Source organism: Serratia sp. CY83965 (genome assembly GCF_052166375.1).
GTDB lineage: Bacteria > Pseudomonadota > Gammaproteobacteria > Enterobacterales > Enterobacteriaceae > Serratia > Serratia marcescens.
The window spans coordinates 1,509,369-1,533,988 of sequence record NZ_JBJNOV010000001.1 but is presented as its reverse complement, the minus strand read 5'-3'; the positions used below and the strand labels follow the sequence as shown (position 1 = coordinate 1,533,988).

Genomic DNA, 24,620 nt, shown 5'->3' with positions numbered 1-24,620 from the left:
ATGAGCAACCACTACCGCATCGGCCAGATCGTGCCCAGCTCCAACACCACGATGGAAACCGAGATCCCGGCGATGCTGGGCGCGCGCCAGCTGATACGCCCGGAGCGTTTCACCTTTCACTCCAGCCGCATGCGCATGAAACACGTCAATAAAGAAGAATTGGCGGCGATGGACGCCGAGTCCGATCGCTGCGCGCTGGAGCTGTCCGACGCGCGGGTCGACGTGCTCGGCTACGCCTGCCTGGTGGCCATCATGGCGATGGGGCTGGGTTACCACCGCGAATCGCAGGCCCGGCTGGCGCAGGTGACGAAAGACAATCAGGCCGCCGCGCCGGTCATCAGCAGCGCCGGCGCGCTGGTCAACGGCCTGAAGGTGATCGGCGCCAAACGCATCGCGCTGGTGGCGCCCTACATGAAACCGCTGACCCAGCTGGTGGTGGACTACATCCAGCACGAAGGCATCGAGGTCAAGGTATGGCGCGCGCTGGAGATCTCGGACAACCTCGACGTCGGCCGGCACGATCCGGCCAGGCTGCCGGGGATCGTCGCCGAGATGGACTTACGCGAGGTCGATGCTATCGTGCTGTCCGCCTGCGTGCAGATGCCTTCGCTGCCGGCCGTCCCGACGGTGGAGGCCCAAACCGGCAAACCGGTGATCACCGCCGCCATCGCCACCACTTACGCGATGCTGACCGCGCTGGAGCTGGAACCGATCGTTCCCGGCGCCGGCGCCCTGCTGTCCGGCGCTTATTGAGGAGGCAGAATGAACGACACCCTCAGCGACAACTATCGCGGCGTCTGGGGCCAGCGCATCGGCTTCGGCCGGCGCCCGGCGCTGCTGGCGATCGACTTTATGCAGGCCTACACCACCGAAGGCGCGCCGCTGTTCGCGCCGGGCGTAGTCAGCGCGGTCGAGGAAAGCCGCGAGCTGCTGGCCTGCGCGCGCCGAACGGGAATTCCGGTGATCCACACCCATATCCGCTATCATGCAGGCCATTTTGCCGATGGCGGCCTGTGGGTGAAGAAAGCGCCGGTGATGAAAGACATGGTGGCGGGCAACCCGCTGGCGGCGTTCTGCCCGCCGGTGGCGCCGCTGGCCGATGAGGTGGTGCTGAGCAAGCAATACGCCAGCGCCTTCTTCGGCACCGCGCTGGCGCCGCTGCTGGTGGCACAAGGGATCGACACGCTGCTGATGATCGGCTGTTCCACCAGCGGCTGCATCCGCGCCAGCGCGGTGGATGCGGTGCAGCACGGCTTTCGCGCCATGGTGGTGCGCGAGTGCGTCGGCGATCGTCACCCCGGCCCGCACGAAGCCAACCTGTTCGACATCGACAGCAAATACGGCGATGTGGTGCACAAACAGGAGGCGCTCGACTACCTGAACCGGTTATGAGTCAACGATTCACCTGCAACGACAATAACGAAGGCGCAGACAGCGCCTCACGCGACCGCCCGAAACAGGGCGGCGCCCATGCAACGCAAACACAACAGGCGCCTCCTGCGGAGGCCAACACGCACCACCTGGAGACAACATCATGGCCATTGTCGACACCCCGCTGGCGGGGAAAGCGGACGCAGAATCGCTGCTGCTGTACCGCAAAATCACCTGGAAACTGATCCCGTTTCTTTGCCTGTGCTACCTGGCGGCCTACCTCGATCGCATCAACGTCGGGCTGGCCAAGCTGCAGATGGCCGACGCGCTGCAGCTGAGCGAAGCGGCCTTTGGTCTGGGCGCCGGGCTGTTCTTCGTCGGCTATATTCTGTTCGAGGTGCCGAGCAACCTGATCCTGCAGCGCGTCGGCGCCAAGATGTGGATCGCCCGCATCATGATCACCTGGGGGTTGCTGTCCACCGCCACCATGTTCGTCACCACGCCGACCCAGTTCTACGTCATTCGCTTTTTGCTCGGCGTGGCGGAGGCCGGTTTCCTGCCCGGCGTGCTCTTTTACCTGACGCTGTGGTTCCCGACCTATCGCCGCGGCCGCATCATCGCGCTGTTCATGATCGGCCTGCCGCTGTCCAGCGTGATCGGCGGGCCGCTCTCCGGCTGGATCATGGGCCATTTCGACATGCGCCACGGGCTGCACGGCTGGCAGTGGCTGTTTCTGCTGGAGGGCATTCCCAGCGTGCTGTTGGGCGTGTTGACCTTCTGGCTGTTGCCTAACACTTATCAGCAGGCCAAGTGGCTGACGCCCGAGGAGAAGCAACGCATCGCCGACGATCTGGCGCGCGACGACGCCGAGGCCGATCACGGCAAGCACAGCTTCCGCGACGGCTTCTTCAACCTGAAGGTGTGGATGCTCGGCGGCATCGACTTCGCTATTCTGCTCAGCGCCTACGCCATGGGCTTTTGGATGCCGACCTTCATCAAAACCGCCGGCGTCACCGACATCACCACCATCGGCTATCTGACGGCGATCCCCAGCGTCGCCGCCCTGCTCGGCATGCTGCTGATCGGCAGCAGTTCGGACCGGCTGCGCGAACGGCGCTGGCATATCATCGTGCCGTTTATCATCGGCGCGTTGGCGATGGCCGGCAGCACCTTCTTTACTCACAACGCGCTGGCCACGGTGCTGCTGTTCTCCATCGCCCAGGCGGCGATCATCGGCGCGGTGCCGGTGTTCTTCAGTCTGCCGGCCACCTTCCTGCGCGGCACGGCGGCGGCGACCGGCTTCGCGCTGGCCTGTTCGCTGGCCAACATCGCCGGGCTGGTGAGCAATTCGCTGATGGGGCTGGCGCTGGATCTGACCGGCAAGAGCGGCGGCGCGCTCTGGGCCTTCGCCGGCTGCCTGCTGCTCAGCTCGCTGCTGGTGGTGGCCCTGCCGGCCAAGGTGGTGAACCGCTGAATGTCGGCCACGCCAAAAAGACGAAGGGCGCATAACGCGCCCTTTTGTTTGCTTATCGGGAGTGGCCGAACTTACTCGTCCTTCAACCCGCGATTGATCAGCATCGGTTCAATGCTCGGCTCTTTGCCGCGCCAGTCGATGTACAGCTTCTCCAGATCCTGGCTGTTGCCGCGCGACAGGATCATGTCGCGGAAACGCTGGCCGTTTTCGGCGGTCAGGCCACCGTGCTCGGTGAACCACTGGAAGGCGTCGTCCGCCAGCATTTCCGTCCACAGATAGGCGTAGTAGCCCGCGGCGTAGCCGTTACCCCAGATGTGCTGGAAGTAGCTGGAACGGTAGCGCGGCGGCACATAGCTGAGATCCACCTTGTCTTTTTGCAGCGACTCGGCCTCGAACTTGTCCACGTCCTGCTGCGGCTGATCGGCGGTCAGCATGTGCCAGTGCATGTCCAGCAGCGCGGCGGACAGCAGCTCGGTCATGCTGTAGCCCTTGTTGAACTTGTCGGCCTTCTTGATCTTGTCGACCAGTTCCTGCGGCATCGCCTCGCCGGTCTGGTAGTGCTTGGCGAAGTGGCTGAACACTTTCGGATCGCTGACCCAGTGCTCGTTGAACTGCGACGGGAACTCGACGAAATCGCGCGCGGTGTTGGTGCCCGACAGGCTCGGGTATTCCTGATCGGCGAACATGCCGTGCAGCGCGTGGCCGAACTCGTGGAACATGGTGATCACGTCGTCATACGACAGCAGCGCCGGCTGCCCCGGCGCCGGTTTGGTGAAGTTGGCGACGTTGTAGATCACCGGCTTGGTGCCGTTGAGCTTCGACTGATCGACGAAGTTGCTCATCCAGGCGCCGCCGCCTTTGTTGTCGCGCTTGAAGTAGTCGGTGTAGAACAGCGCCAGCGATTTGCCGTCCTTGTCGAACACTTCATACACCTTGACGTCCGGCTGGTAGACCGGAATGTCCTTGCGTTCTTTGAAGCTGATGCCGTACAGCAGGTTGGCGGCGTAGAACACGCCGTTGTTCAGCACATTGTTCAGCTCGAAGTAAGGTTTGATCTGCGATTCGTCCAGATCGTACTTGGCCTTGCGCACCTGTTCAGCATAGAACTGCCAGTCCCAGGCCTGCACCTTGAAGTCGCCTTTCTGCTGATCGATCACCGCCTGAATGTCTTTGGCTTCACGCTCGGCGCGCGCGGTGGCCGCCGGCACGATGTTGCGCATAAAGCTCAGCGCGGCATCCGGCGTTTTGGCCATCTGGTTTTGCAGCTTCCAGGCGGCGTAGTTCGGGTAGCCCAGCAGTTTGGCCTGCTCGGCGCGCACCTTGGCCAGACGGGAAATGGTCTGGCGGGTATCGTTGCCGTCCCCCTTCTCCGCACGCGTCCAGGAGGCGTCGAACAGCGCTTTGCGGGTGTCGCGATCTTTCAGGCTCTGCAGCAGCGGCTGCTGGGTGGTGTTCTGCAGCACCAACAGCCACTGTTTCTCCAGCTTGCGCTCGGCGGCCGCCTGCGCTGCCGCGGCCAGCTCACCTTCGGACAGACCGTCCAGCTTCGCCGGGTCGGTTATCGCCAGCGCGCCGTTTTTGCTCGCCGCCAGCAGTTTGTTGGTGAACTGGGTGCTCAGCGTCGCCGCTTCCTGGTTCAGCGCCTTAAGCTTGGCCTTGTCGGCGTCCGACAGGTTGGCGCCCGCCAGCTCGAAGTTCTTATAGGTGACTTCCACCAGCCGACGCGACTCCGGATCCAGCTTCAGCGCATCGCGATCTTGATAGATGGCCTTGATGCGCGCGAACAGCTTGCCGTTGAGCATGATGTCGTCGTTCAGCGCCGCCAGCTTCGGCGAGGTTTCTTCATCCAGCTTCTGCAGCGCGTCGCTGGTGTTGGCCGAGGTCATGGCGCCAAACACGTTCATCACCCGCGTCAGCAGCGAACCGGCCTGCTCCAGCGCCACAAAGGTATTCTTGAAGTTGGGCTTGGCCGGGTTGTTGGCGATCTTCTCCACCTCTTCCCGCTTTTGCTTGATGCCCGCTTCGATCGCCGGCGCGTAGTCGCTTTCCTTGATCAGGTTGAACGGCGGCGCCTGGAACGGCAGGCGGCTTTGATAGAAGAACGGATTCTGAGTCTTTTGCTTGTCGTGCTGATTGGCTTCACCGGTCACGGTAGCCTCCTTCGCCTGGCCGCTGGGCAGCGCGCTATGGTCGGCGTGAGGTTGGGTTTCTGCTGCCTGTGCCTGCGAGCCCAGCGCCATGCCGATCGCCAGCACCAATGTGGATAAACGCATCAAATCGAAACTCCTCCATGTTCACGGAATAAGGTCTCGGGGAATGGCTCCCTCAGAGTCATCACCTAGCTTAGGCGCAGTTGGCAGTTTGAGCAAAAACAAGTGATTAGAAGTTAACCGCCTCGCCGACCGCGGCCAAACGCTTCTTTGACATCTTTATTTTTCATCATCGACACATAGTCACAAAAAGTAATCATTTTATGATTAATTAATTCAATACCATGATAAATAAAGAGGAATCATAAAATACCCTGTTGACTTATCAGGTTACCCAATGTAACTTGATGTAAATTTTGATTAATGGAGCTAATCAAATTGTACCTTATAACGGAAATAGTTCTTATTGTCATTTTCATCCTCATTATCAGTGCGATCTATAAAAACGCGAAGAAAAAAGGCGTGCGCGCGTACCACATCGTTATGCTGTTCTTGATATTTCCCCTTGCCGTATTTTTAGACTACTGCCTGCAGCGCCAGGCGATCCTTTTGGATACGGCCGCCCTTAAAACCACGGCCAGTTATGGTTTGCCGATGGCGATTATTTTTTCGCTTGTTTTATCTATCACCTCTCGCAAGAAGGAGTTTAAATGAGAGCCTTAACGGAAGTTGAATTGTCATGTATTAACGGATCTGACGGCAACGACTCTTATAATCCGACTTCGCTCATTGTCGGTAGCCTGAGCACAATAGCGAAATTACCCACCCCCGTATCCTTAGCTGTGGGCGTCGGGACGGAAATAGCTATTCAAGCCGCACCACACATGCCGGTTAACGTTGCTATTCCACAGGTTCCTATGGGCCCAACCTGGAATGGCAGTGGCGGTGGCCGCCCTTCACCTTCGTCTTCACTTTCAACACCGGATTCATCAAATTAAAAAAACAGTCTTATTATTCCTTGTGCAATAAGGCCGGGATTTAACTTACTCTGCACCAATAAAAATAACGATTAAAAAATGACAAAGCTCGCCATGCTTCACGAAAGCTTGATCCCTTTCGTCGCAAAAAAGACAGGTTCTCAATTACTCTGGCACAATGCATTAAGCCCTGCCGAACAAGACGAACTGAAAAAAGAGACCAGCTATCTCATCGAAGAAAATAATCGCCATGCTATTTTTGATGACGGTACGCCGCGCTTAAACGATGAAAAAGTCTTTTTCGCCGAACGTTATGGCGGCGGCGCTATTTCGCGCAACGGCGGCGGAGCACGCTGTGGCTTTGATGGGCGTTGGCAGGTTAAAGGTATTGGGGCTAATGCGTTAGTCGGTCAAGGGGCAAAGCATGTCGATGGCGAGTTGACGATGACCGGCGCAGTATTGGAGGCATTATGGGGGAACGTCATGGCCAAACTGCTGCCTTACGGTGCCGTGCCCAATAAGGCGATCTTGTTGACCGATAGCCCCTTAGCCGCCATATCTCCTGAATCGGCGAGAAGTCCCCATAACCGCAAGGCGTTGCTGGTGCGTGAGCCCGTCGTGCGCCCTGCACATTTTTGCCGCGCACCCTACTATCATCCTCATGACGCAATGCAAAGGCAGCCTTCGGATATTCAGCGGGTCGAAAAGCTGATTGTCGCCGCACCGGCTTTTCTGCCTCGTCCCCCGGAGTTTGACGCCGCAAGCTGGTTGGCATTGCCCCAGGAAGAACAAGCATTCTACGGGCTCTGCGAGCTTGCCCGGCGTCTCGCGACGCAGATCGCGTACTGCCGCACCCGGCATTTGGTGATGATGACCTCACCCTCCAATTGCGATATGGCCGGCAGGCTGCTGGACTTTCATGGTGTTCGCAGTGTTTTTCCCGCAGAACGTCGCGATCCCGGGCGCAGCTACATTCAACACAACAAGCTCAATGAAGACGCCCCTTTGTTGCTGAGAGGCTTGCAAGATCTCGCTTTTTATTTAGCCAAACATCAATTCGGCCCGGCATTTCTCGCGGCAGCGCACCAAGGCATCGGTGCGGCCTTCAACATGGCCTATAAACGAGCCTGCCTGCTGGATAATCTCGGTATGGCGGGTTTTGACCCTGCATTTTTACAACGCCTGCCTCTCACCGCCGAGTGGTTCGCCTTAGGCGAACGCTTGCAAAAAATGTTCGATTTGGCTCCCGGCGTCTTTACCCGTCGACAAGGTCTTGGCCTGGGGAATGCTCATCCGGCGATTGCCCTGTTGCACCGGCTCATCGACGCGCCCGTAAGGGTTCCCGCCGAACAACAGGGTACGACCGCGGAGGAGAGATTTTCTCTGGCGTTCCGTCGGTTATACGCGCAATACCTTCAGGAAACATCAGCAGCTCAAACCTCCGCCGGATTACAACTGGCGATGAAGCAGACCGTCACCAGAAGGTTGGGTTCCCGCACGTTCATGCGCCGTGAAGTGATTTTTCAAGAAATTGCCGGCTGGCGCGGCGAAGTCAGCGAGATCACCGAACAATTGCAAACCTATCTCGACCGTTTCGAGCGCCAGGCGATCAACGTATTACAATAACAACGCTGAGGATATTTCGTGAGTTTTATCAAAGAAAACCAGCAGGGTAAAAGTAGGTTCAGTCAATACGAGAGCCTGGGCTTCGCCGTTAACTGTATGTTGATGAATAAAAATTACAGTTTGTACCATATAAAAACGTTGCAGCTATGGACTCAGGAAGCGATTAATCAAAACCAATTTAAAATATTATTCGACCATTTGGATAACCCGATAGGGTATATAACTTGGGCCTACCTGAGAGATGAGACGCTGAGTCGATTTATTAACGACCCGCAGTTTCTTCTCCATAACTCAGAATGGGATGAGGGCGGCACGCTGTGTATTTTAGATTTTTGCTGCAAGCCAGGCAGCGCGCATTTATGTTTGGAACACCTTAAAAGAGTTCACCCCATCGTAGAACGCCGCACGATTGTGTGGCGCTCCCGCCGAACGGGCAGACTGATGACTGTAAAAAATAAAGAAAAATAATTGTCAGGGATGAGGCAATGAGCAAACATCAATTACTGGATTCACAGGCAGGATTTTACTATGGCACCAAGATCGGCGATGACAAATCGAGCTATAATATCGCGGAATATGTCGAAATAAATCACACTCTCGATATCGCAAGAATGAAACGTGCTATTCATCGTGTCGTCAGCCAAACCCCTACGCTGCACGTTCTGTTTGATGAGGATAACGGCACGCCTTATCAATATTCCGTCACCGCCAATATCTCAGTGGAATGGGTAGATCTTTCGCAGAGCGCCAACGATATGGCCACCGCTATCGAATTAATGGAAGCGGATGCTAAGCGCCCCTTCTCGCTGAACGCGGCGCCGTTATTCAGACAAAAAATCATCAGGCTGGGTGAGAAACGCTTTCTGTGGTATTTCTGCAGCCACCATCTGCTGCTTGATGGTTACGGCACTTATTTGCTGATCCATCAAGTGGCGCAGGCCTACCGAGACCAGACACAACAACCGCAAGACGTACCGGCGATCGATGCCTTGCTCGGGGCTGAATCTGAGTATAAACAGTCAGCCGCCTATCAAGCAGACCGACATTTTTGGCAAGCGGCCAGCGCCTCACTGCCAGACCCGATGACATTAGCCTGCGCCAATATTCCCTCGGGACAGACCATCCGCCATGTGACGTCGTTGCCCTATCCTGCCGAGTGCCTTGCGCTGCAAACCGAACATCCTTCTTGGCTGGCGCGCACTTTTGTAGCGGTGATGGCGTATTTGTACTTATGTACCGGCGAGAAGCAGCAAACGATCGGCGTCCCTATGATGGCGCGAACAGACGCCCTGTCGAGGCAGGCGCTAACCTGCAAGACCAACGTTGTTCCTTTGACTCTCGATATTGAGGACACCGCCTCATGCCGACAGTTGGCGCAAACCATTGAACACGCGCTCAAGCAACTCAAGAAACATCAAGCGTTTCGTTACGAAGAGATAAAAAGTCTGAGGAGCGTCGCCAGCCGCTCGCCGTTGTTCAACATCGTGGTCAATATCATTCCCTTTGAAGCGGCAGCCTCATTCTCTCCCGCTCAGCGTAGTGAAATTCGTAACTTACGCTCAGGAGGCGCGCAGGATCTGGTCTTCAACATGCGTCCCGATCTCGATAACCAAACGCTGCGGCTGGAGATCGATGCCGACTCAGGGCTTTACGATGCGGCCAGTCTGGTGCGGCACAGCCAGGGGATACAGACCTTGTGCACCTTGCTGTACGACGATCCAGAAAATCTTTCCGTCGCGGCATTGCGACAACGTTTCCCGCTCTCGCTGCTGGGTAAAACAGCCAACGACAACGTGGTCGATATCATGCAGCGTATCGATCGTGCCGTCGTTCAAGCGCCGCAACGCACGGCGATCCTCACGCCTGAACACGCTTCGTCATCGCTCAGAACGCTGTCTTATGCCGTTTTGCAGCAGCAGTGGCGTGCGCTGGCCGATGTCCTGGCTCCCGTTCGCGCCGCACATACCGTACTGTTGCTCGACTTGCCGCAAGGGCCGGAGGCCATCCTCTGCATGCTTGCTGCGTTGCAATTGAAAATGCCCTTCGTCAACCTGAATGCCAAAGGGGATGGAGCGGCTTACCGTCAACTGCTTGAACAGTTTAGCGACGCTATCCTGATTACCGATCGCACGCGTCCCTCCGTTCATTCCGAGCCTGGCGCATTGGAGCATTGGCGCGCATCGACACTCAATATGCCGACGGATTTCGCACACTTCACCGTGTTTCGCCGGCAAACATCGACTGAGGCGCCGGCGTTCCCGGTCGGAACCAGCTATATCATGTTTACCTCCGGTTCGACGGGAATGCCTAAAGGCGTGATAGGCGCCCGACATGCTCTCAACGTTTTTGTCGATGCGGCGATAAAATGCTATGGCATTCAACCGCACGAACGCGTGTTGCAATTTGCGCCCTTGCATTTCGATGCCTGCATCGAAGAAATTTTCATGACGCTGGGGGCCGGCGCCCACCTGTGTATCGCCCCCGAGAACGTCAAGCACAGCTTTGCCGCTTTCTTCACATTCTGCGACGATCATCAAATCAGCCTGTTGGATCTGCCGACCGCCTACTTTAATGAAATGCTGTTCGCCTCCGGTGGTGAACAGACGCTACCGCCGGCCGTCACTACCGTTATCATCGGCGGCGAAAGCCTTTCACCACGAGCCAAAGAACGCTGGTTCGCGCACTACCCCAAAGGCAGGAAGTTATTCAACTCCTACGGCCCAACCGAAACAACCGTGGTGGCGACGGCCGCAGAAATCAAAAACGATGGCGCCGCCGTGACGATAGGCACACCGCTGGATGGTATATACACGGCGATCGTCGGCGAGGATCTCAGGCCGTTGCCGCTCGGCTGCAGCGGCGAATTACTGATAGCCGGAGCGACCGTCGGCCTGGGATATTGGCATCAGCCAACGTTGAGCGCGGAAAAGTTCGTCACCCTTGAGGCCAACGGCCATCTCATGCCCGCCTTTCGTACCGGCGATATCGCCTGCCAGCGCCAAGATGGGCAGTTGGTGTTCCTTGGCCGCAAAATTCGTGAAGCGAAAATCGCCGGGCAGCGCGTCAATATGGGTGAGATAGAAAGCTGTCTGGCCCGCTTGCCCTCCATTGTCGAGATTGCCGTACTGGCCAAAAGCGGCGACGCGGGAACGGAACTGTACGCGCATTATCACAGCCGGCAGCCGCTCAGTGAGGCAATGCGCCGCACACTGTACGGCGAACTGCCCAATGCCCATATTCCTCAGCGCTTCGTGCATCATCCAACGCCGCTGGTCAAACTGGCTAACGGCAAGATTGATTATCGCACCCTGGAGAGACAATCCCGGATGCCTGAACCCACACGGGAGTTGCGTTCGACGACATTCAACACCCTGGTGCATGAAGTTTGGCTGGCGACGCTGGGCAGTGACGATGGCGACTTCTTCACGCTCGGCGGCGAGTCCCTGCAGGCCATAAAAATCATTAACGTGCTTAACGCCCACTGTCGGTTGGATCTGAACCTGAGCGACATTCTTGAACATCCAAGACTCGCCGATTTCTGCCGACACCTGACGCAGTTGGCCCATGCACGCTATGGTCTGGATCCGCAGCATCTGGACATCCGTTGCGCTATCGGCCGCTGTCTATCAACCGAGGCGCCGACCAGCAGCAGGCTGTTTATTCAATCTCCCGAAGGCACAGATGAACGGCTTTTATTGGCCGCCCTCGCCGACAAACGCGATGTGGACATTCTGTCACCGCAGGCGCTGCCGTTGCCTGCTGAATGGTCGCTGAACGCGGCCATATTCAACGTACCGAACGAAGCCACTCAATATGCCAGTTGGCTTGATGCACTTTCGGCCCTGCTGCACACCCTGCCCGGCCGAGTTAACCACATGATCTTTATGCATGATACGGCCGGCGGAGCCAGACTCACGCAAGGCCTGCTACGCGATTTACGGCATGAGCGACTACTGTTGCTGCATAAAGTCGATGCGCGCCGCCAAGCCGTCGACGCCGGCGTTACAGAGTTGATAGCCCTCTCTGCGCGGCTGGGTTATTTCCCGCACATTCGGTTCGATACGGCCAATGAGCGATTGAACGGCTGCGTACTGAGGATCTTCGGTTTCGATGATGGGGAGAATATCGACCATCGCGCCGCCTTCACAATGGCGCAGCGGAGAAACCCGGGAGTGCAGTTGTGTAGCTTAGCGCATTGGCTGAATTTGATTTCCGCCCACAGCGACAAACGCCCGAATAAAAGCGGTCGAACAGCGAAAACTATCGACGTCAACATGGAAGGAGCGCACTGATGAGCGTCATCGGCTTGATCAATCTGATGGAAATGGCGAAACAGGGAGCAAAATTCGGCGAGCTGTCGCCTCGACGCCAAACCATCGAGCATGTTGACGCCGCCGCACTCAGTGCGGTGCAGGAAGACATCACCGCATTTTTATCTGTCTGTACGCCGGACAATTCAGAGCGGCACACCGGGGAGAAGCCTTGTTACACCGTCAATCACTACGCGGGGCAATACCTGTGGCTGTATGAAAACTTCACCAAGAACAGCCCGCTGTATAACATTCCGATCGCTAAAGAGATCCTGGGGCCCTTTGAACCCGAGCGTTTGCTCGCCGCGTTGAAAAAACTGCTCAAGCGGCACGGTGCGCTTTGCGGCCGCTACCGGCTAGACGGTGAAGCCATCACCGTTGACATCGTGCATCCTGATGAAACCATTTTCGAACACAGCCTCGAGGACATCAGCAGGCTGAACAGTGAAGAGCAGCAAGAAAATATGCTGGCGGCGCTTAACGCCCAGTGTACGATTCCGTTTGACCTCGCGGCTGAGTATCCCCTGCGCTGCCGGATCTTGAGAAAGAGCGCGCAGCACCACTATCTGTTCTTGACCTTCCACCATTGCGTGGTCGACGGCTGGACGGCCAATTTGCTGGTGGATGAACTGAGCCGTGACTATCAAGCGTACGAAGAGCATTGGCATTATGACAACGGCCAGGCGTTTTTCCGCTATCTTGAAGACCCTTTCCTCGCCGTCGCCAATGTCGATGACAGCATGGCGTTTTGGCGCGATGAACTGGATGGTGCGCCGGAAAAACACGCGCTTGAATACGATATCGCCATCACCGCGGCAGGCAAAACACAGAATATCGTCAGAACATCGCTGACGAACGAACTGCAGTCGGCCCTGGCCCAGTTAGCCAAACATAACGGTACGACGCTGTTTACGCTGTTGCACTCCGCCTTCGCGTTACTGATTGCCAGAGAATCGGCGACGGATCGCGTGGTCATCGGTAGCCCGATCGCCAACAGGAACGAGCCGACGTTAAACGACGCCGTTGGCAGCTTCGTCAACACGATCGCTCACCAATTTATCATCACTGGCGACGACAGTTTCACCGCGCTGCTGCAAAAGAACGCGAATAAATTTGCGCGCGCTTTCAAACATCAGGGATTGCCCTTCTCTTATCTGGTTGAACAACTCAAGCCCACGCGCGGCAAGTTCCACCCCATTTTTCAAATCATGTTCGTCTGCCAACATCGCAAAAGCAACGAGCTAAATCTTGGCGGCGCGCAGGTTAACACCCTGCCAAGACGCTATGCGCCGCCCAAGTTTGATCTGGTTCTGGAAGTGATTTCCGGCGCAGAAGGCATTCAGTTGGAGTGGCAATACAACGCCAAGCTGTTTACGCCGGAGCGTATTAACGGATTGGCGCAAGCTTACGCATTGCTGTTGCAGCAAATTGCCTGCGATCCTTCGCGGGCCGTCGACCACTATTCGCTGGCGCCAATGGCCGATAACCGGCAATTGCGACAGCTCTCCGTCGGGCAGGCGATGCCGGTATGCTTGCGGCAACCTCTTTCCGATCGGCTGTTACGTGCTGCCCACCAGCATGGGGATCGCCCGGCGTTGTTCGAGGGAGATCAGGTGTGGCATTACGATCGGCTATTGCGGCACGCCGGCCTCGTGGCGCATTGGCTGAACGCCCATACCGCCCCAGGCGCGCTCATCGCCATCGATCTTCCACGCGGCGCTCATCAAGCTATTGCGGCGCTCGGCGTGATCCTCGCCGGACGCGCCTACTTGCCGTTGGCCGAAGGATTACCGGATGCCCGCGTAGCGGCCATTATGCGAATATCGGGTTGCGCCTGGGTTGTGAGCAATCGGGCTCACCATCGCGCCCGCTATCCGCAGACAACCCGCGTTCAGGATCTGGAGGCGCTGTTTTCTCCCCCTGTCACAGGCACAGCAACCTTCCCACCAGGCGAAGCGGAAGCACTCGCCTATGTCATTTATACATCGGGGACGACAGGCACGCCAAAAGGCGTGGCGATGGAACACGGCGCCGTCACCAATACCTTGCTGACCATGAATCAACTGTTTAACGTTTCACATCGTGACAACGTATTGGCGCTCGCCGACCTGGCCTTCGATTTATCTGTCTATGACCTGTTCGGCAGTTGGCTAGCCGGCGCATCGGTAACCGTGTTATCGCCGCACGACGCTAAAGAGCCGTCAGCATGGCTACATGCGATACGCCAGCGGAAAATCAGCATCTGGAACTCGGTTCCCGCCATCTTGCAAATGCTGGTGCAATACTGCGCACAAGAAAACATCCTGTCGCTGCCTCAACTGCGGCATATCTGGCTGAGCGGCGATCGTATCTCTCCGCGGCTGATCGCCGAAGCACATCGGCTTTGCCCCAACGCCACCATCACCAGCCTTGGCGGTGCCACCGAAGGGGCAATATGGTCAATTTATCATCCGCTTACACGAGATACGCACTACAGAAACGCCATCCCCTATGGAACCGCATTGCCGAATCAAAGCATGTGGGTGTTGAATGAAAAACTCGAGCCGTGCGGTTTCGGCGTTACCGGCGACATTTATATCGGTGGCGTTGGCGTTGCCCGCGAGTATTGGCGCGATAGGCAAACCACCGCCGGCAGCTTTGTTCTTCTCCCAACCACCGGAGAACGCGTGTACCGCACCGGCGATCGTGGCCGTTGGCATCGCAGCGGTTACATCGAATTTCTCGGCCGCGAAGACCAACAGGTGAAACTGCAGGGTTTTCGCGTCGAATTGGGTGACGTCGAATTCGCGCTCAAAAGCAGCGAACTGGTCGCTGAAGCGTGCGTCGTCTGTCGCGATGAAACCCGGAACGGCACACCGTATCTGGAAGCCTATTTCACATTGACCGAGGCGGGGAAAGCCAGCATCCAGGCGGAGCAAAGAATACGCGAGCAGGTTACGGCCGCATTGCCCGCGTATATGGCGCCATCCCACTATCATCTTATTGAACGTTTCCCGCTTTCACGCAACGGCAAATTGGATCGCACCTTGCTATCGCCAGGCACCGAACGGAGTCAGGCCAGCGATGTTGTTCCCGCCGCGTCCGCGGAACTCATGCTGCTACGTGAGTTGTTGGCGGATACGTTAGGCTGTGCTCCAGACAAGATCGACCCCTATGCCAGCTTCTTCAGCAATGGCGGCAGCTCGCTTTCCGGCATCACGTTTTTGGGTAACATCAAGCGTGCCCTTAATGTGGAATTAACCCTGGCGGAAATCCTTGGTTACTCACAGCTCGATAAACTTGCCGAGCGTCTGCGCGATAACGCGCCCTTGCCGTTATCGATATTGTCCGGCGCAGCCCATCGCCCCTCTCTGCCCACCTTGTATTTGGTGCATGGTGCCGGTGGCCAGGTGCATCAATATGCAAAGTGGACAAAACAACTTTACGCCTGCGCCAACATCATCACCATCGCCAGCCCGGGGTTGGCCGCGCCAGGCGCAGACGACACACTCACCCTGCAGCGATTGGCCGCCTCCCATTTGGCGGCCATACCGCGTGCCAAACGCGACACTGCCGTTATCGCCGGCTGGTCATTGGGCGGCCAATTAGCTGTCCATATGGCGGCGCAGGCCACGGAACAAGGCGCGCCCTTTGCGCATGCGGTGCTTATCGACAGCGGTTTGCCCGCCCAGCAACCCTCAGTGAATCGAGGTTTCAGCGTGGCGCAAAGTTACCTCAGTCTGTTCGACTCTCTCGGTATTGCGCGTCATTTGTGTCGGCATCAAGAAACGAATGCGATAGACAGCTTCGCCAACGAGATAAAAATGCACTATGCGCTGAATCAGAGCGTGCTTGCGGAGAAGATCACGCTGGAACATGCCGAAGCCTTTTGTTGGGCGCTGAAAAAATCCTTTGATCTGACGAACAACGCCGGCCCTCTGCCACAGATAGCGATACCGCTGACGCTTTGGCTCAGCCAGCAACGTCAGCGTAAACACCCCAATCTTGCACAACGCTGGGAGAAGCAATCCTCTCATGACGTTCAACTCAATTATTGTGCAGAAACGCATTACAGCATTTTAAACAACGCTCAACTTCTTCGAGCGCTGTCGCGGATGCTGCGCGCGTTGTCCACATCATTGGAATAACGCGAGAAGATACCCCTGGCCATTCAAACCTATCGAGGCACTGATGAAATTACCCAGCAGTTGGATTTTTTTGTTCTGCTTTTACTACACATTCATGGATATTTTTTATTCGTTATTTTTTTCCGAAGACAGGAGGTTTACCAGCACAATCATTCAATCCTTTATCTTTTCAACCTTGCTAGTGGCATTTTTCTGGTATCGGAAAACTGCAAAAACCAAAAACCAATAATATAAGGAAGTCGTTATGAGAGAACTTACGATTAATGAAGTGAACTTTATCGCAGCCGCTGGGGATTTCAGCTATGCGGAACTGGGCGGGGCCGTCGCTGCCGGCGCGGTTGGTGGAGCGATGACCGGCGCCATGGCTGGCGGTGTCGGTGCCGGCCCAGGCGCTGTTGCCGGTGCCGTTATCGGTGGTGCCGCCTATACCGCTGGCAAAATGGTGGAATCCATGTTGGGTGGCAATAAACAAACATCGACGAACAATCCTGCCGACAGTAACTAATACAGGAAGATTCGTGTTCATCATATGAAAAAGTCACTTATTGTATTGTTCGCCATTTTAATTGGGCTTGTTGCTGGCACGATTGCGGATTATTTCACCCTCAATCGCTTCTTGAAATACGCCCTTATCGCCGTTGCCGTTATCGGCACGCATAAATTGCTCAATAGCGATCGCGGGCAGCGCTCGGCATGATAAACGTGGCTTATTTGAAAATTTAATGATTAAGGAGCAAATATGCGCAATCTTACCTCTGAAGAATGTTCAATCATTTCCGGTGCAGGAGATCGCAGCGGTACATTGACGGTTTCCGCGGAAACTGTCGGCGCAGCGATCGGCGGTGGCATCGGCTCTATCGGTGGCGTGGCGGGCGGCGTTGTCGGCACCATTGTCGGCGGTGCTGTCGGTAACTATGTCACCGGCGATCGTGCCCCCGGCTCTGTTGGCCCATCAGGCATTCCCTGGGGCGGGAGCAACGGCGGCGGTACCATGTGGGGAAACAACAACAATACCGATTCGAACTGATCGGGGCCCTGCAAGCCACACGGCTGACCTCCCCGGTTAACGTTGGCTTCAGCGCCTAAAGCGTCATTTCATGCCAGGGTTATCGTTATGATAACCCTTTTTGTCATGGGCCCACCACAGGGTGAGCAACGCGGTTGGCGTAGCGAAAATGTCGAGATGAAGAAGTCAGGTGAAGCGAAGCTGACGTTACCCGAGTTGAATGACTCTATCCGCAGAGGCAATCGTCGATGGACGGTGCGCAATAATCACGCGGGTAATGTTCAGTTGTGAAATAGCGCGGTTAATATGTGTTTCATTATCGAGATCCAGGTGGCTGGTCGCTTCGTCCATAAACAGAATGCTGGGGCGACGATAGAGCGCACGGGCTATCAATAAACGCTGTTTCTGTCCGCCAGAAAGGCTTCCCCCCAATTCGCCGATCAATGTTTCGTAGCCCATCGGCATGTTTTGAATATCATCATGCATATTGCAACGCCGTGCGCACGCCTCAATACGTTTCAGATCCATTTCGGCGTCAAATCCTGAAATATTTTCAGCGATAGATCCCGCCAGCAGCTTGTCATCCTGCAGCACGCAAGCGATACATTGGCGATAATTATTAACGCCAATGTTGCTGATATCCATACCATCGACCAGCACGGCCCCTTCATCCGGCGACAGCAACCCACACATTAACTTCATCAATGTGGTTTTACCCACGCCGGAGGGGCCGACAATCGCCACGCTTTCTCCCGCAGCAATGCTGAGATTCAAATCCGTGATAATGGGTTTCGCCAAACGATCATACTGGTAGCGCAGATTCCGCACCTGAAGCTCTGCGGCGTTGCCTTTTGTGAAGAGCTGACGCGCGGGCATTTGCGGTTCCGGTGACGAAAGCACAATGTCCGCCACCCTTTCATTGTGCAAGCTTAACATTCGCAGCTGAAGCATCATGTCGATCAAGCTGCTGGCACGCTCCGAGAACTGCCCACGGTAGGCGTTAAACGCGATAAACATGCCGATCGTCATTTGATTGTCTATGACCAATGCCGCGCCGAGCCAAAGGATGATCACCTGATCGCAGGTGGCAATAAACGCCCCCAAACCGCCAAACATCATGTTTAACTTGGTCAGCTTGATACCCGCATTGATCGTTTCTACGTTTAGATTCAGCCAATACTGTGAACGGGTTTCAGATAACCCCAACGCCTTTAACGTACTGATGCTATATAACGTCTCCATGAAATGAGACCCGGCCCGCGCGCCCTTCACCAACTGCTCTTCCGACAGCTGCCGATAATGTTGATAAGTCGATAGCCTGAGAATGACGTATATCGCCGTAAAGCCGAGCACCACCCAAACTAACCAGCCGCCATAGAGCAGCATCATGACAAAGACCCCGACAGACATGATGCCATCAATAATGCTGCTGACGATGCTGGTAGTGAAAGTCGCTCTTATCGTATCCAATGAGCCGAAACGGGATTGAATATCACCCAACTTGCGCTTCTCAAAGAAGGAAAGCGGCAATTTCATCAGATGATCAAACACTCCCGCCTTCCATTGCACGTCTATCAACGCGCCCATGACGATAGAGATCCACGAGCGCAACATGGATACGCCAGTGCGGAATAAAATAAAGAACAGCAATCCTATACAAATCAGCGCTAAAAGATCATGATCGCCGGCCAAAATCACATGGTCCATGACCAACTGCGTACCAACGGGCAACAGCAGATTAACCGCTTCAATCACGATCGACAGACAGAAGATCTTTAGCAAGGCTCCCTTAAGGCCGCGCACATTGCTCATCAGCTTACGAAAGCGCAATCTGCTTTGCTGTTTGATCGGCTGAAATTCACTGTCTGGCCATAGCTCAAGCGCTACGCCGGTAAAATGCCGCGACAGTTCATGCAACTCCAGCACTTTACGGCCAAAGGCAGGATCATGGATCACCGCCCGCCCTCGGCTGACACTGACAAGCACCACGAAATGCTTCATGTCCCAATGCAGAATACAGGGCATTTTCAACGCTTTAAGCTCATCGATATTCAGCGATAACGCTCTGGATTGCAGCTTGAGTGCGCTCGCGATGTCAATCAACGCGGAAAGCGTCGCCCCGCGTGAAGAAAAGCCGTAGCGGCTGCGCAGATTAAACAGATCAATTTGCAAACCATGGTAATGGCATACCATCGCTAAACTGGCCAGCCCGCATTCCGAGGCTTCAGTTTGCAGGATCTGCGGCACTTTGCGGCGCAGCGACAAATTGAGTTTGCCCTTTAGCGCGTCTAAATAAGATTCAGTCATTGATTGGCCCCATCAGGCTGTTTTTCATATCGTAGAAAGGTGAGAACATCCATTGATATAGAGGCCTTTCTTCCAGAAACAGCGTGGATTGAGCCCGCATGCCGTTAGTGAGCTGCAACGCTTTGCCCTGGTAACTGATATGCGTTTTATCCAGGGAAACGGTCACCTTGTAAAAAGATGCCGTTTGCGCGCTGGGTTGATGCACGGGAGAACTGCTGTAAGTTGACATTTCTTGAATGGAGGCCGGTACATAAGCGATGCTTTCTATTCTGCCGGGAAACTGACCGAACTTCTCATAAGGGAAAGCGTCATAGCGAATGTTAATGCCGTCCCCCGCTGAAACATAAGGCACACTGGTGTTCGGCAACCATAAAACTAGCTGATAAATCGCGCCATTACGTGGAATAATCTGTACCAAGCTGTCACCGCTATTGACCATCTGACCCGGCGTAACGCTGAGAGACTCAATGCGGCCATCGCTTGGGGCATTCACGATCAATGCGCCGCTGGCATCGGCTTCCGCTAACTGCCGTTGCAAATCATTGCGCTGAAACTGGTACTGCGAAATTTGGTTATCGAAATCTGCCGCGCGCGTAACGATGTCACTTTCCAAATTCGTAATTTGCAACGACTCCTGAATGTGTTGACTATGCAGGTTTTGGAACAGACTTTGTTGTTGATAAAATGAATAGGTTTGCCCGCTAAGCTGATCTTTGGTAATCAGACCGCGTTGCTGATATTCCTTATAGGAACGCATGTTGTCCTGAGCAAATGCCACCCCCTCTCGTGCATTATCCAACAGCTGTTTGGACTGCATATGCGCCAATTCATACTGTTTTTTTTGCGCGCGTAGATTTTCCAGCGTCATACGCTTGTTGTCTTGCAACTTTAGAATGATGCTGTCGACATGTTTTAACTGGTTTTCAAGCGCCAGGCGCGTATTGGCGCTCACTTTCCCGTTATCCGTCACTCGGCTGACATCAATCTGATAAAGACGCTGGCCTTTTTTAACCACATCCCCCACTTCGACGAAGCGTTCCGAGATAAAACCCTGTTGGGGCGCAAACACGTTGACTGAGCGGGGGAAGGTGGTGATTTCACCATAAACATTAATGCGGCGTGTATAATGACTGAATATAAGAAAAGAGAGGAAAACAAGAATAAATAAAAACGATAAAAGACCAAAGCACCAGGCAGGCAAGCCGTTTATCAATAAAGCCTTACCCGCCCATTTCGCCCGCTGATGATCCGTGGCTTCCTGTCGAAACAAATCACGCATGACATCCCTTTCCAGAAATAAAATTCAAGCCAGCCTTGGCTCGTAAAATGCGGAAGCATATCGAAAAACAGCAGCAGAGATTAAAACAGGTCTGTTGTTTTTAATTAGCGATATCGTAAAGATAATTATTCTCATTATGATATCGGGCGTTCCGAAGAAATGCAATGTTTTTTACGCACTTACCCAGCCACATAGCCGTATATCACTATGCATATCGATAAAAAACCAATAAAGAGCCTCCTAATCAAATAACGCTATTCATTCTATCTCTCGCCATATGTAATATGCAGCGGCGTGACCGCCGGATCGAGCAGCAATGTGGATAAACGCATCAAATCGAAACGCCTCCATGTTCACGGAATAAGGTCTCGGGGAATGGCTCCCTCTGAGTCACCTCCTAGCTTAGGGCAGTTGGCAGTTTGAGCAAAAACAAGTGATTAGACGTGAGCCGCCTCGCCGACCTTCTGTATCAGAAAGGTCAGCAGCGCGCGCGTTTTGGCCGGCAGATAACGGCGGCCGGGGTAAACGGCATACAGCTGCAGCGGCGCCGGCGGCAACGTCAGCGGCACCTCAACCAATCGCCCGTCGGCCAGAAACGGCCGGCAGCCGAGCTCGGAAAGCATGGCGAACCCCACGCCGGCCAAGGCCGCCTTCAGCGCCATCTCCCCGCTGTTGACGCGATAGCGCGCATTGACCGGGACGGTAACGAACTTGCCGTCCGGGCGGACGAACTGCCATGGCATCCCCTTCAGCGCATCCACCGTGCTGATACAGGGCGATTGCGTGAATTGCTCAATCTCCGACGACGGCGGCCACTGCGCCAGCAGCGCCGGGGCGGCCACCACGATGCAGGGGAAAGACGCCAGCGGCTGCGCGACATAGTCGCTGTCGTCCAGCATGCCCCGGCTGATCATCACCGCCAGATCGACATCGTCGAGCAGCGACGTCATACCCGCCAGGTTGGTCACGCAGCTGATTTCGATCTGCGGATGCTGCAGGGCGAACGCCGCCAGCGGCTCGCCCAACAGGTATGGCCCAACTTCATTGGGCACGCACAGGCGCAGCGGCCCGCGCAGCTGTTGCTGCCGCTCGCTGAGGGTTTGCGCGGTGTGTTCCAGCGACGCCAGCAGCGGCTGGGTGCGTTCATGCAGCAACTGGCCGTTCGGCGTCAGCCGCATCGAGCGGGTGCTGCGTTCGATCAACCGCTGCTCAAGCTGGCGCTCCAACTGAGAGATATAGCGGCTGACGTTGGAGGTTGGCATCGCCAGCGCCCGCGCCGCCCCGACGAAGCTGCCTTGCTCCACCACCGCCACGAAAATGCGTAACAGGTTTAAATCCAATTTATCGCGCATGATTATCCCTGATTTGATAACAAACCATGCCATTTCTACCATCTAATCCCGATCAACGCCAAGCGCTACACTGCCGGCCTGACTCTGCAACCCATGGATGCTTATGACACCCGCGAGAAAGCTGACGGCGATAGCGCTGGTCATCGCCTTTACTCAGTTCACCAATGCCCTGGAATACATGGTATTCAACCCGATATTCATCTACATGGCCGGCGATTTTTCCGTGCCCGTCAGCTTCGCCGGCTATGTCAGCGCGGCCTATACGCTGGCGGCGGTGATTTCCGGCATCGGCGCATTTTTCTGGATCGGCGGCGTTGAGAAGCGGCACTTTCTGATGCTCAACGTCACGCTGCTGGGCGTGACCACCTTATTGATCGCCACAACCCAGCAGTTTTACTGGTTGTTGGCGCTGCGGCTGCTGGCCGGGCTGTTGGGCGGCACTACGATGGGCGTCGGGATCGGCCTGCTGCTCAACGCCGCGCCTGCCGCGCTGCACGGCCGAATGCTGGCGACGGTGATCGCGTCCTTTTCGTTGGTGAGCATTGTCGGCATGCCGGGCATGCTGTACCTGTGCGAAGTGGCAAGCTGGCGCGCCGCGCTGGCGGCTATCGGCGGGCTGTGTCTGCTGGCGGCCGTATTGGTGGCGCTGTTTGTTCCCAAGGATGCGCCGCAGCCACAGGCTGCCGCGCCCGTCACGCTCGATCGCCGGCTGTTGCTGTTCGCCTCCGCCGCCGGCCTGACACAGTTCAGCCCGATGCTGCTGATCCCGGTGCTGGCGCCGCTGCTCACCCAGCGGCTACAGGTGGCAAACGCGCATTTGTCCTGGCTGTTTCTCATCGGCGGCGTGGCCGGCTATCTGGCGACCGTGCTGGCGGGCCGCTGGCTGCAACGCGTTGGCGCCGTGACGCTGACGGTGGGCGCCACGCTGTTGCTGCTGGGCAGCCTGTGGCTGGCGGCGCGCGGTGGCGATCGCGGTGAACTGTTCATGGTCGCGTTTCTCGCGGCGGCCTATGCGCGGCTGGTGGCGATCTCTTCCCTGAGCATGCGCTGGCCGGACAATCGGCAACGCGCCGCCTTCGGCACGCTGCAAACCGCCCTGATACACCTGAGCGCCACGGTGGCCTTCTTGCTCTCCTCCACGCTGCTGAGCGGCGGCCTCACCCCGCTCAGTTTGCAACGTCTGTTATGGCTGTGTGCGCTGAGCGCCATCGCCGTCGCGCCGCTCAGCGTTTGGCTGCAGGCGCGGCTGCGTCAGCGCGACGCCTCATAAACCACCTTACCATTCACATAGGTGCGATAAATGTTACGATCGTCTCCCAGGGTCATCAGTACGAACCCTTGCTCCGCAGACGTGGCGCTGTTGGCGTAGCGCAGCTGCTGCAGCGGCGTCACCGCCGGATCGAGCACCACGAAATCCGCCTCTTTGCCGACGTTGAAGTTGCCGATTTTGTCGTCCAGCGCCAGCGCGCGGGCGCCGCCCAGGGTGGCGTGGTAGAACGCTTCTACGGCGGAGAGCCGGTAATGCTGCAGCTGGCCGACCTTGTACGCCTCGCCTAACGTGCGCAGCATATTGAAGGTGGTGCCGGCCCCCACGTCGGTGCCGATGCCGAGCTTCACCCGCTTGCGCCAGGCCTGCTGCAGGTCAAACAGCCCGCTGCCGAGAAACAGGTTGGAGGTGGGACAAAAGGCAATTGCCGAGCGGGTCTCGCACAGGCAGTCCCACTCCTGCTCCTCCAGATGCAGGCAATGGGCGAATACGCTTTTATCGCCGGTCATGCCGTAGCGGTGGTAAACATCCAGATAGCTGCGGTGCTGCGGGAACAGCGCTTTTACCCAGGCCACTTCCTGCGGGTTCTCGCTCAGGTGCGTCTGCAGCCAAACGTCGGGATATTCTTCACGCAGCCGCTGCACCTGCGCCAGCAGCGCCGGCGTACTGGTGGGCGCAAAGCGCGGCGTAATGGCGTAACCGAGGCGGCCTTTGCCGTGCCAACGTTCGATCAGTTCGCGCGTCTGGCGGTAACTCTGCGCCGGCGTTTCCAGCAGCGCCTCCGGCGCATGGCGATCCATCATCACCTTGCCGGCGATCAGGCGCATGTTCAGCGCTGCCGCCTGGCTGAACAGCGCATCGACCGACCGCGGATGCACGGTACCGAACACCAGCGCGGTGGTGGTGCCGTTACTCAGCAACTCCCGCAGAAAGAAGGCCGACATCGCGTCGGCGTGCTGCTCACAGTCGTAACGGCTTTCGGTCGGGAAGGTGTAATTGTTTAACCAGTCCAGCAGTTGATCGCCATAGGCGCCAATCATTTCGGTTTGCGGATAGTGGATGTGGGTGTCGATAAACCCCGGCACGATCAGTTTGTCGCGATACTCCGTGACCGTGAAACCCGGCGGCAGCAGCGCCTCGCCCTGCCGCCAGCTGCCGAACCAGACGATGACGCCGTCGTTCAGCAGCAGTAAACCGTCGGGAATATGCCGCAAGCGTTCCTCAAGCTGTTGCGGCGCCTCTACACAGGCTGAGATATCAAAAAAATTGCCACGAATAGCCGTGGTGAATTGCAGTGCCATTATTTTCTTCCTTGTCGCGACCGGCCCACCTCACCCGCGTAATAACCTGCGCCGATGAAACAATGCCTTTGTC

At 56.3% G+C, this 24,620-nt stretch carries 18 protein-coding genes; 13 read left to right on the top strand and 5 right to left on the bottom strand.

Translation table 11 applies throughout. The features are described from left to right. The 3 genes from ACJ8PL_RS07725 to ACJ8PL_RS07715 all read left to right on the top strand — a co-directional run bounded on the left by ACJ8PL_RS07725 (nt 1) and on the right by ACJ8PL_RS07715 (nt 2,845). A complete protein-coding gene (locus ACJ8PL_RS07725; RefSeq protein WP_097102109.1) occupies nt 1-753 on the top strand; it encodes a maleate cis-trans isomerase family protein in 753 nt (250 codons plus the stop codon). 9 nt (nt 754-762) lie between these two features. Then, entirely contained in the window at nt 763-1,392 is a 630-nt protein-coding gene (locus ACJ8PL_RS07720; protein ID WP_016927839.1) for an N-carbamoylsarcosine amidohydrolase, read from the top strand. Nucleotides 1,393-1,534: 142 nt separating this feature from the next. Then, a complete protein-coding gene (locus ACJ8PL_RS07715; RefSeq protein ID WP_016927840.1) occupies nt 1,535-2,845 on the top strand; it encodes an MFS transporter in 1,311 nt (436 codons plus the stop codon). A gap of 71 nt (nt 2,846-2,916) precedes the next feature. Here ACJ8PL_RS07715 and dcp read toward each other — a convergent pair whose 3' ends face one another. Further along, the gene (gene dcp, locus ACJ8PL_RS07710) at nt 2,917-5,118 is read right to left on the bottom strand and encodes a peptidyl-dipeptidase Dcp (RefSeq protein ID WP_028128196.1); all 2,202 of its coding nucleotides are present in this window, start codon (nt 5,116-5,118) and stop codon (nt 2,917-2,919) included. A gap of 315 nt (nt 5,119-5,433) precedes the next feature. On the opposite strand from dcp, the gene ACJ8PL_RS07705 reads away from it, so the two are divergent. From ACJ8PL_RS07705 to ACJ8PL_RS07665, 9 genes are all read left to right on the top strand, one after another. After that, nucleotides 5,434-5,709, top strand: a complete 276-nt coding sequence (locus ACJ8PL_RS07705) for a hypothetical protein (protein ID WP_131818048.1) — start codon at nt 5,434-5,436, stop codon at nt 5,707-5,709. Continuing rightward, nucleotides 5,706-5,993, top strand: coding sequence for an E492 group microcin (locus ACJ8PL_RS07700; RefSeq protein ID WP_125460888.1), 288 nt, complete (start codon nt 5,706-5,708; stop codon nt 5,991-5,993). Before ACJ8PL_RS07705 ends, ACJ8PL_RS07700 begins: the two co-directional genes overlap by 4 nt. A gap of 78 nt (nt 5,994-6,071) precedes the next feature. Continuing rightward, nucleotides 6,072-7,598 (top strand): hypothetical protein, encoded by a 1,527-nt coding sequence (locus ACJ8PL_RS07695; protein ID WP_016927843.1) that lies wholly within the window; start codon nt 6,072-6,074, stop codon nt 7,596-7,598. 18 nt (nt 7,599-7,616) lie between these two features. Next, nucleotides 7,617-8,066, top strand: coding sequence for a toxin-activating lysine-acyltransferase (locus tag ACJ8PL_RS07690; protein ID WP_016927844.1), 450 nt, complete (start codon nt 7,617-7,619; stop codon nt 8,064-8,066). 17 nt (nt 8,067-8,083) lie between these two features. After that, on the top strand, nt 8,084-11,890 hold the full coding sequence (locus tag ACJ8PL_RS07685) for an AMP-binding protein (protein WP_442531020.1): 3,807 nt from the start codon (nt 8,084-8,086) through the stop codon (nt 11,888-11,890). Then, complete coding sequence (locus tag ACJ8PL_RS07680; RefSeq protein WP_442531019.1) at nt 11,890-16,035, top strand: non-ribosomal peptide synthetase; 4,146 nt, start codon at nt 11,890-11,892, stop codon at nt 16,033-16,035. The genes ACJ8PL_RS07685 and ACJ8PL_RS07680 overlap by 1 nt, the downstream gene beginning before the upstream one ends. 244 nt (nt 16,036-16,279) lie before the next feature. Beyond that, nucleotides 16,280-16,540, top strand: coding sequence for a hypothetical protein (locus tag ACJ8PL_RS07675; protein ID WP_016927848.1), 261 nt, complete (start codon nt 16,280-16,282; stop codon nt 16,538-16,540). 24 nt (nt 16,541-16,564) lie between these two features. Beyond that, nucleotides 16,565-16,732: a hypothetical protein gene (locus ACJ8PL_RS07670; protein WP_016927849.1), complete on the top strand. Its 168-nt coding sequence runs from the start codon at nt 16,565-16,567 to the stop codon at nt 16,730-16,732. A gap of 42 nt (nt 16,733-16,774) precedes the next feature. Then, nucleotides 16,775-17,062: a hypothetical protein gene (locus ACJ8PL_RS07665; RefSeq protein ID WP_025302730.1), complete on the top strand. Its 288-nt coding sequence runs from the start codon at nt 16,775-16,777 to the stop codon at nt 17,060-17,062. Nucleotides 17,063-17,248: 186 nt separating this feature from the next. Here the strand turns inward: ACJ8PL_RS07665 and ACJ8PL_RS07660 are convergent, their stop codons facing one another. The 3 genes from ACJ8PL_RS07660 to ACJ8PL_RS07650 all read right to left on the bottom strand — a co-directional run bounded on the left by ACJ8PL_RS07660 (nt 17,249) and on the right by ACJ8PL_RS07650 (nt 21,979). Then, nucleotides 17,249-19,348, bottom strand: a complete 2,100-nt coding sequence (locus ACJ8PL_RS07660) for a peptidase domain-containing ABC transporter (RefSeq protein WP_016927850.1) — start codon at nt 19,346-19,348, stop codon at nt 17,249-17,251. Then, entirely contained in the window at nt 19,341-20,627 is a 1,287-nt protein-coding gene (locus ACJ8PL_RS07655) for an HlyD family secretion protein (RefSeq protein ID WP_016927851.1), read from the bottom strand. The genes ACJ8PL_RS07660 and ACJ8PL_RS07655 overlap by 8 nt, the downstream gene beginning before the upstream one ends. A 437-nt stretch (nt 20,628-21,064) precedes the next feature. Further along, complete coding sequence (locus ACJ8PL_RS07650; protein WP_442531018.1) at nt 21,065-21,979, bottom strand: LysR family transcriptional regulator; 915 nt, start codon at nt 21,977-21,979, stop codon at nt 21,065-21,067. A 103-nt stretch (nt 21,980-22,082) separates the two neighbouring features. Between ACJ8PL_RS07650 and ACJ8PL_RS07645 the strand changes: the two genes are divergently transcribed. Continuing rightward, nucleotides 22,083-23,249, top strand: a complete 1,167-nt coding sequence (locus tag ACJ8PL_RS07645) for an MFS transporter (protein ID WP_442531016.1) — start codon at nt 22,083-22,085, stop codon at nt 23,247-23,249. On the opposite strand, the gene guaD is transcribed toward ACJ8PL_RS07645, so the two are convergent. Beyond that, on the bottom strand, nt 23,231-24,547 hold the full coding sequence (gene guaD / locus ACJ8PL_RS07640) for a guanine deaminase (RefSeq protein WP_016927854.1): 1,317 nt from the start codon (nt 24,545-24,547) through the stop codon (nt 23,231-23,233). The genes ACJ8PL_RS07645 and guaD overlap by 19 nt on opposite strands. Between the last annotated feature and the right edge of the window lie 73 nt (nt 24,548-24,620).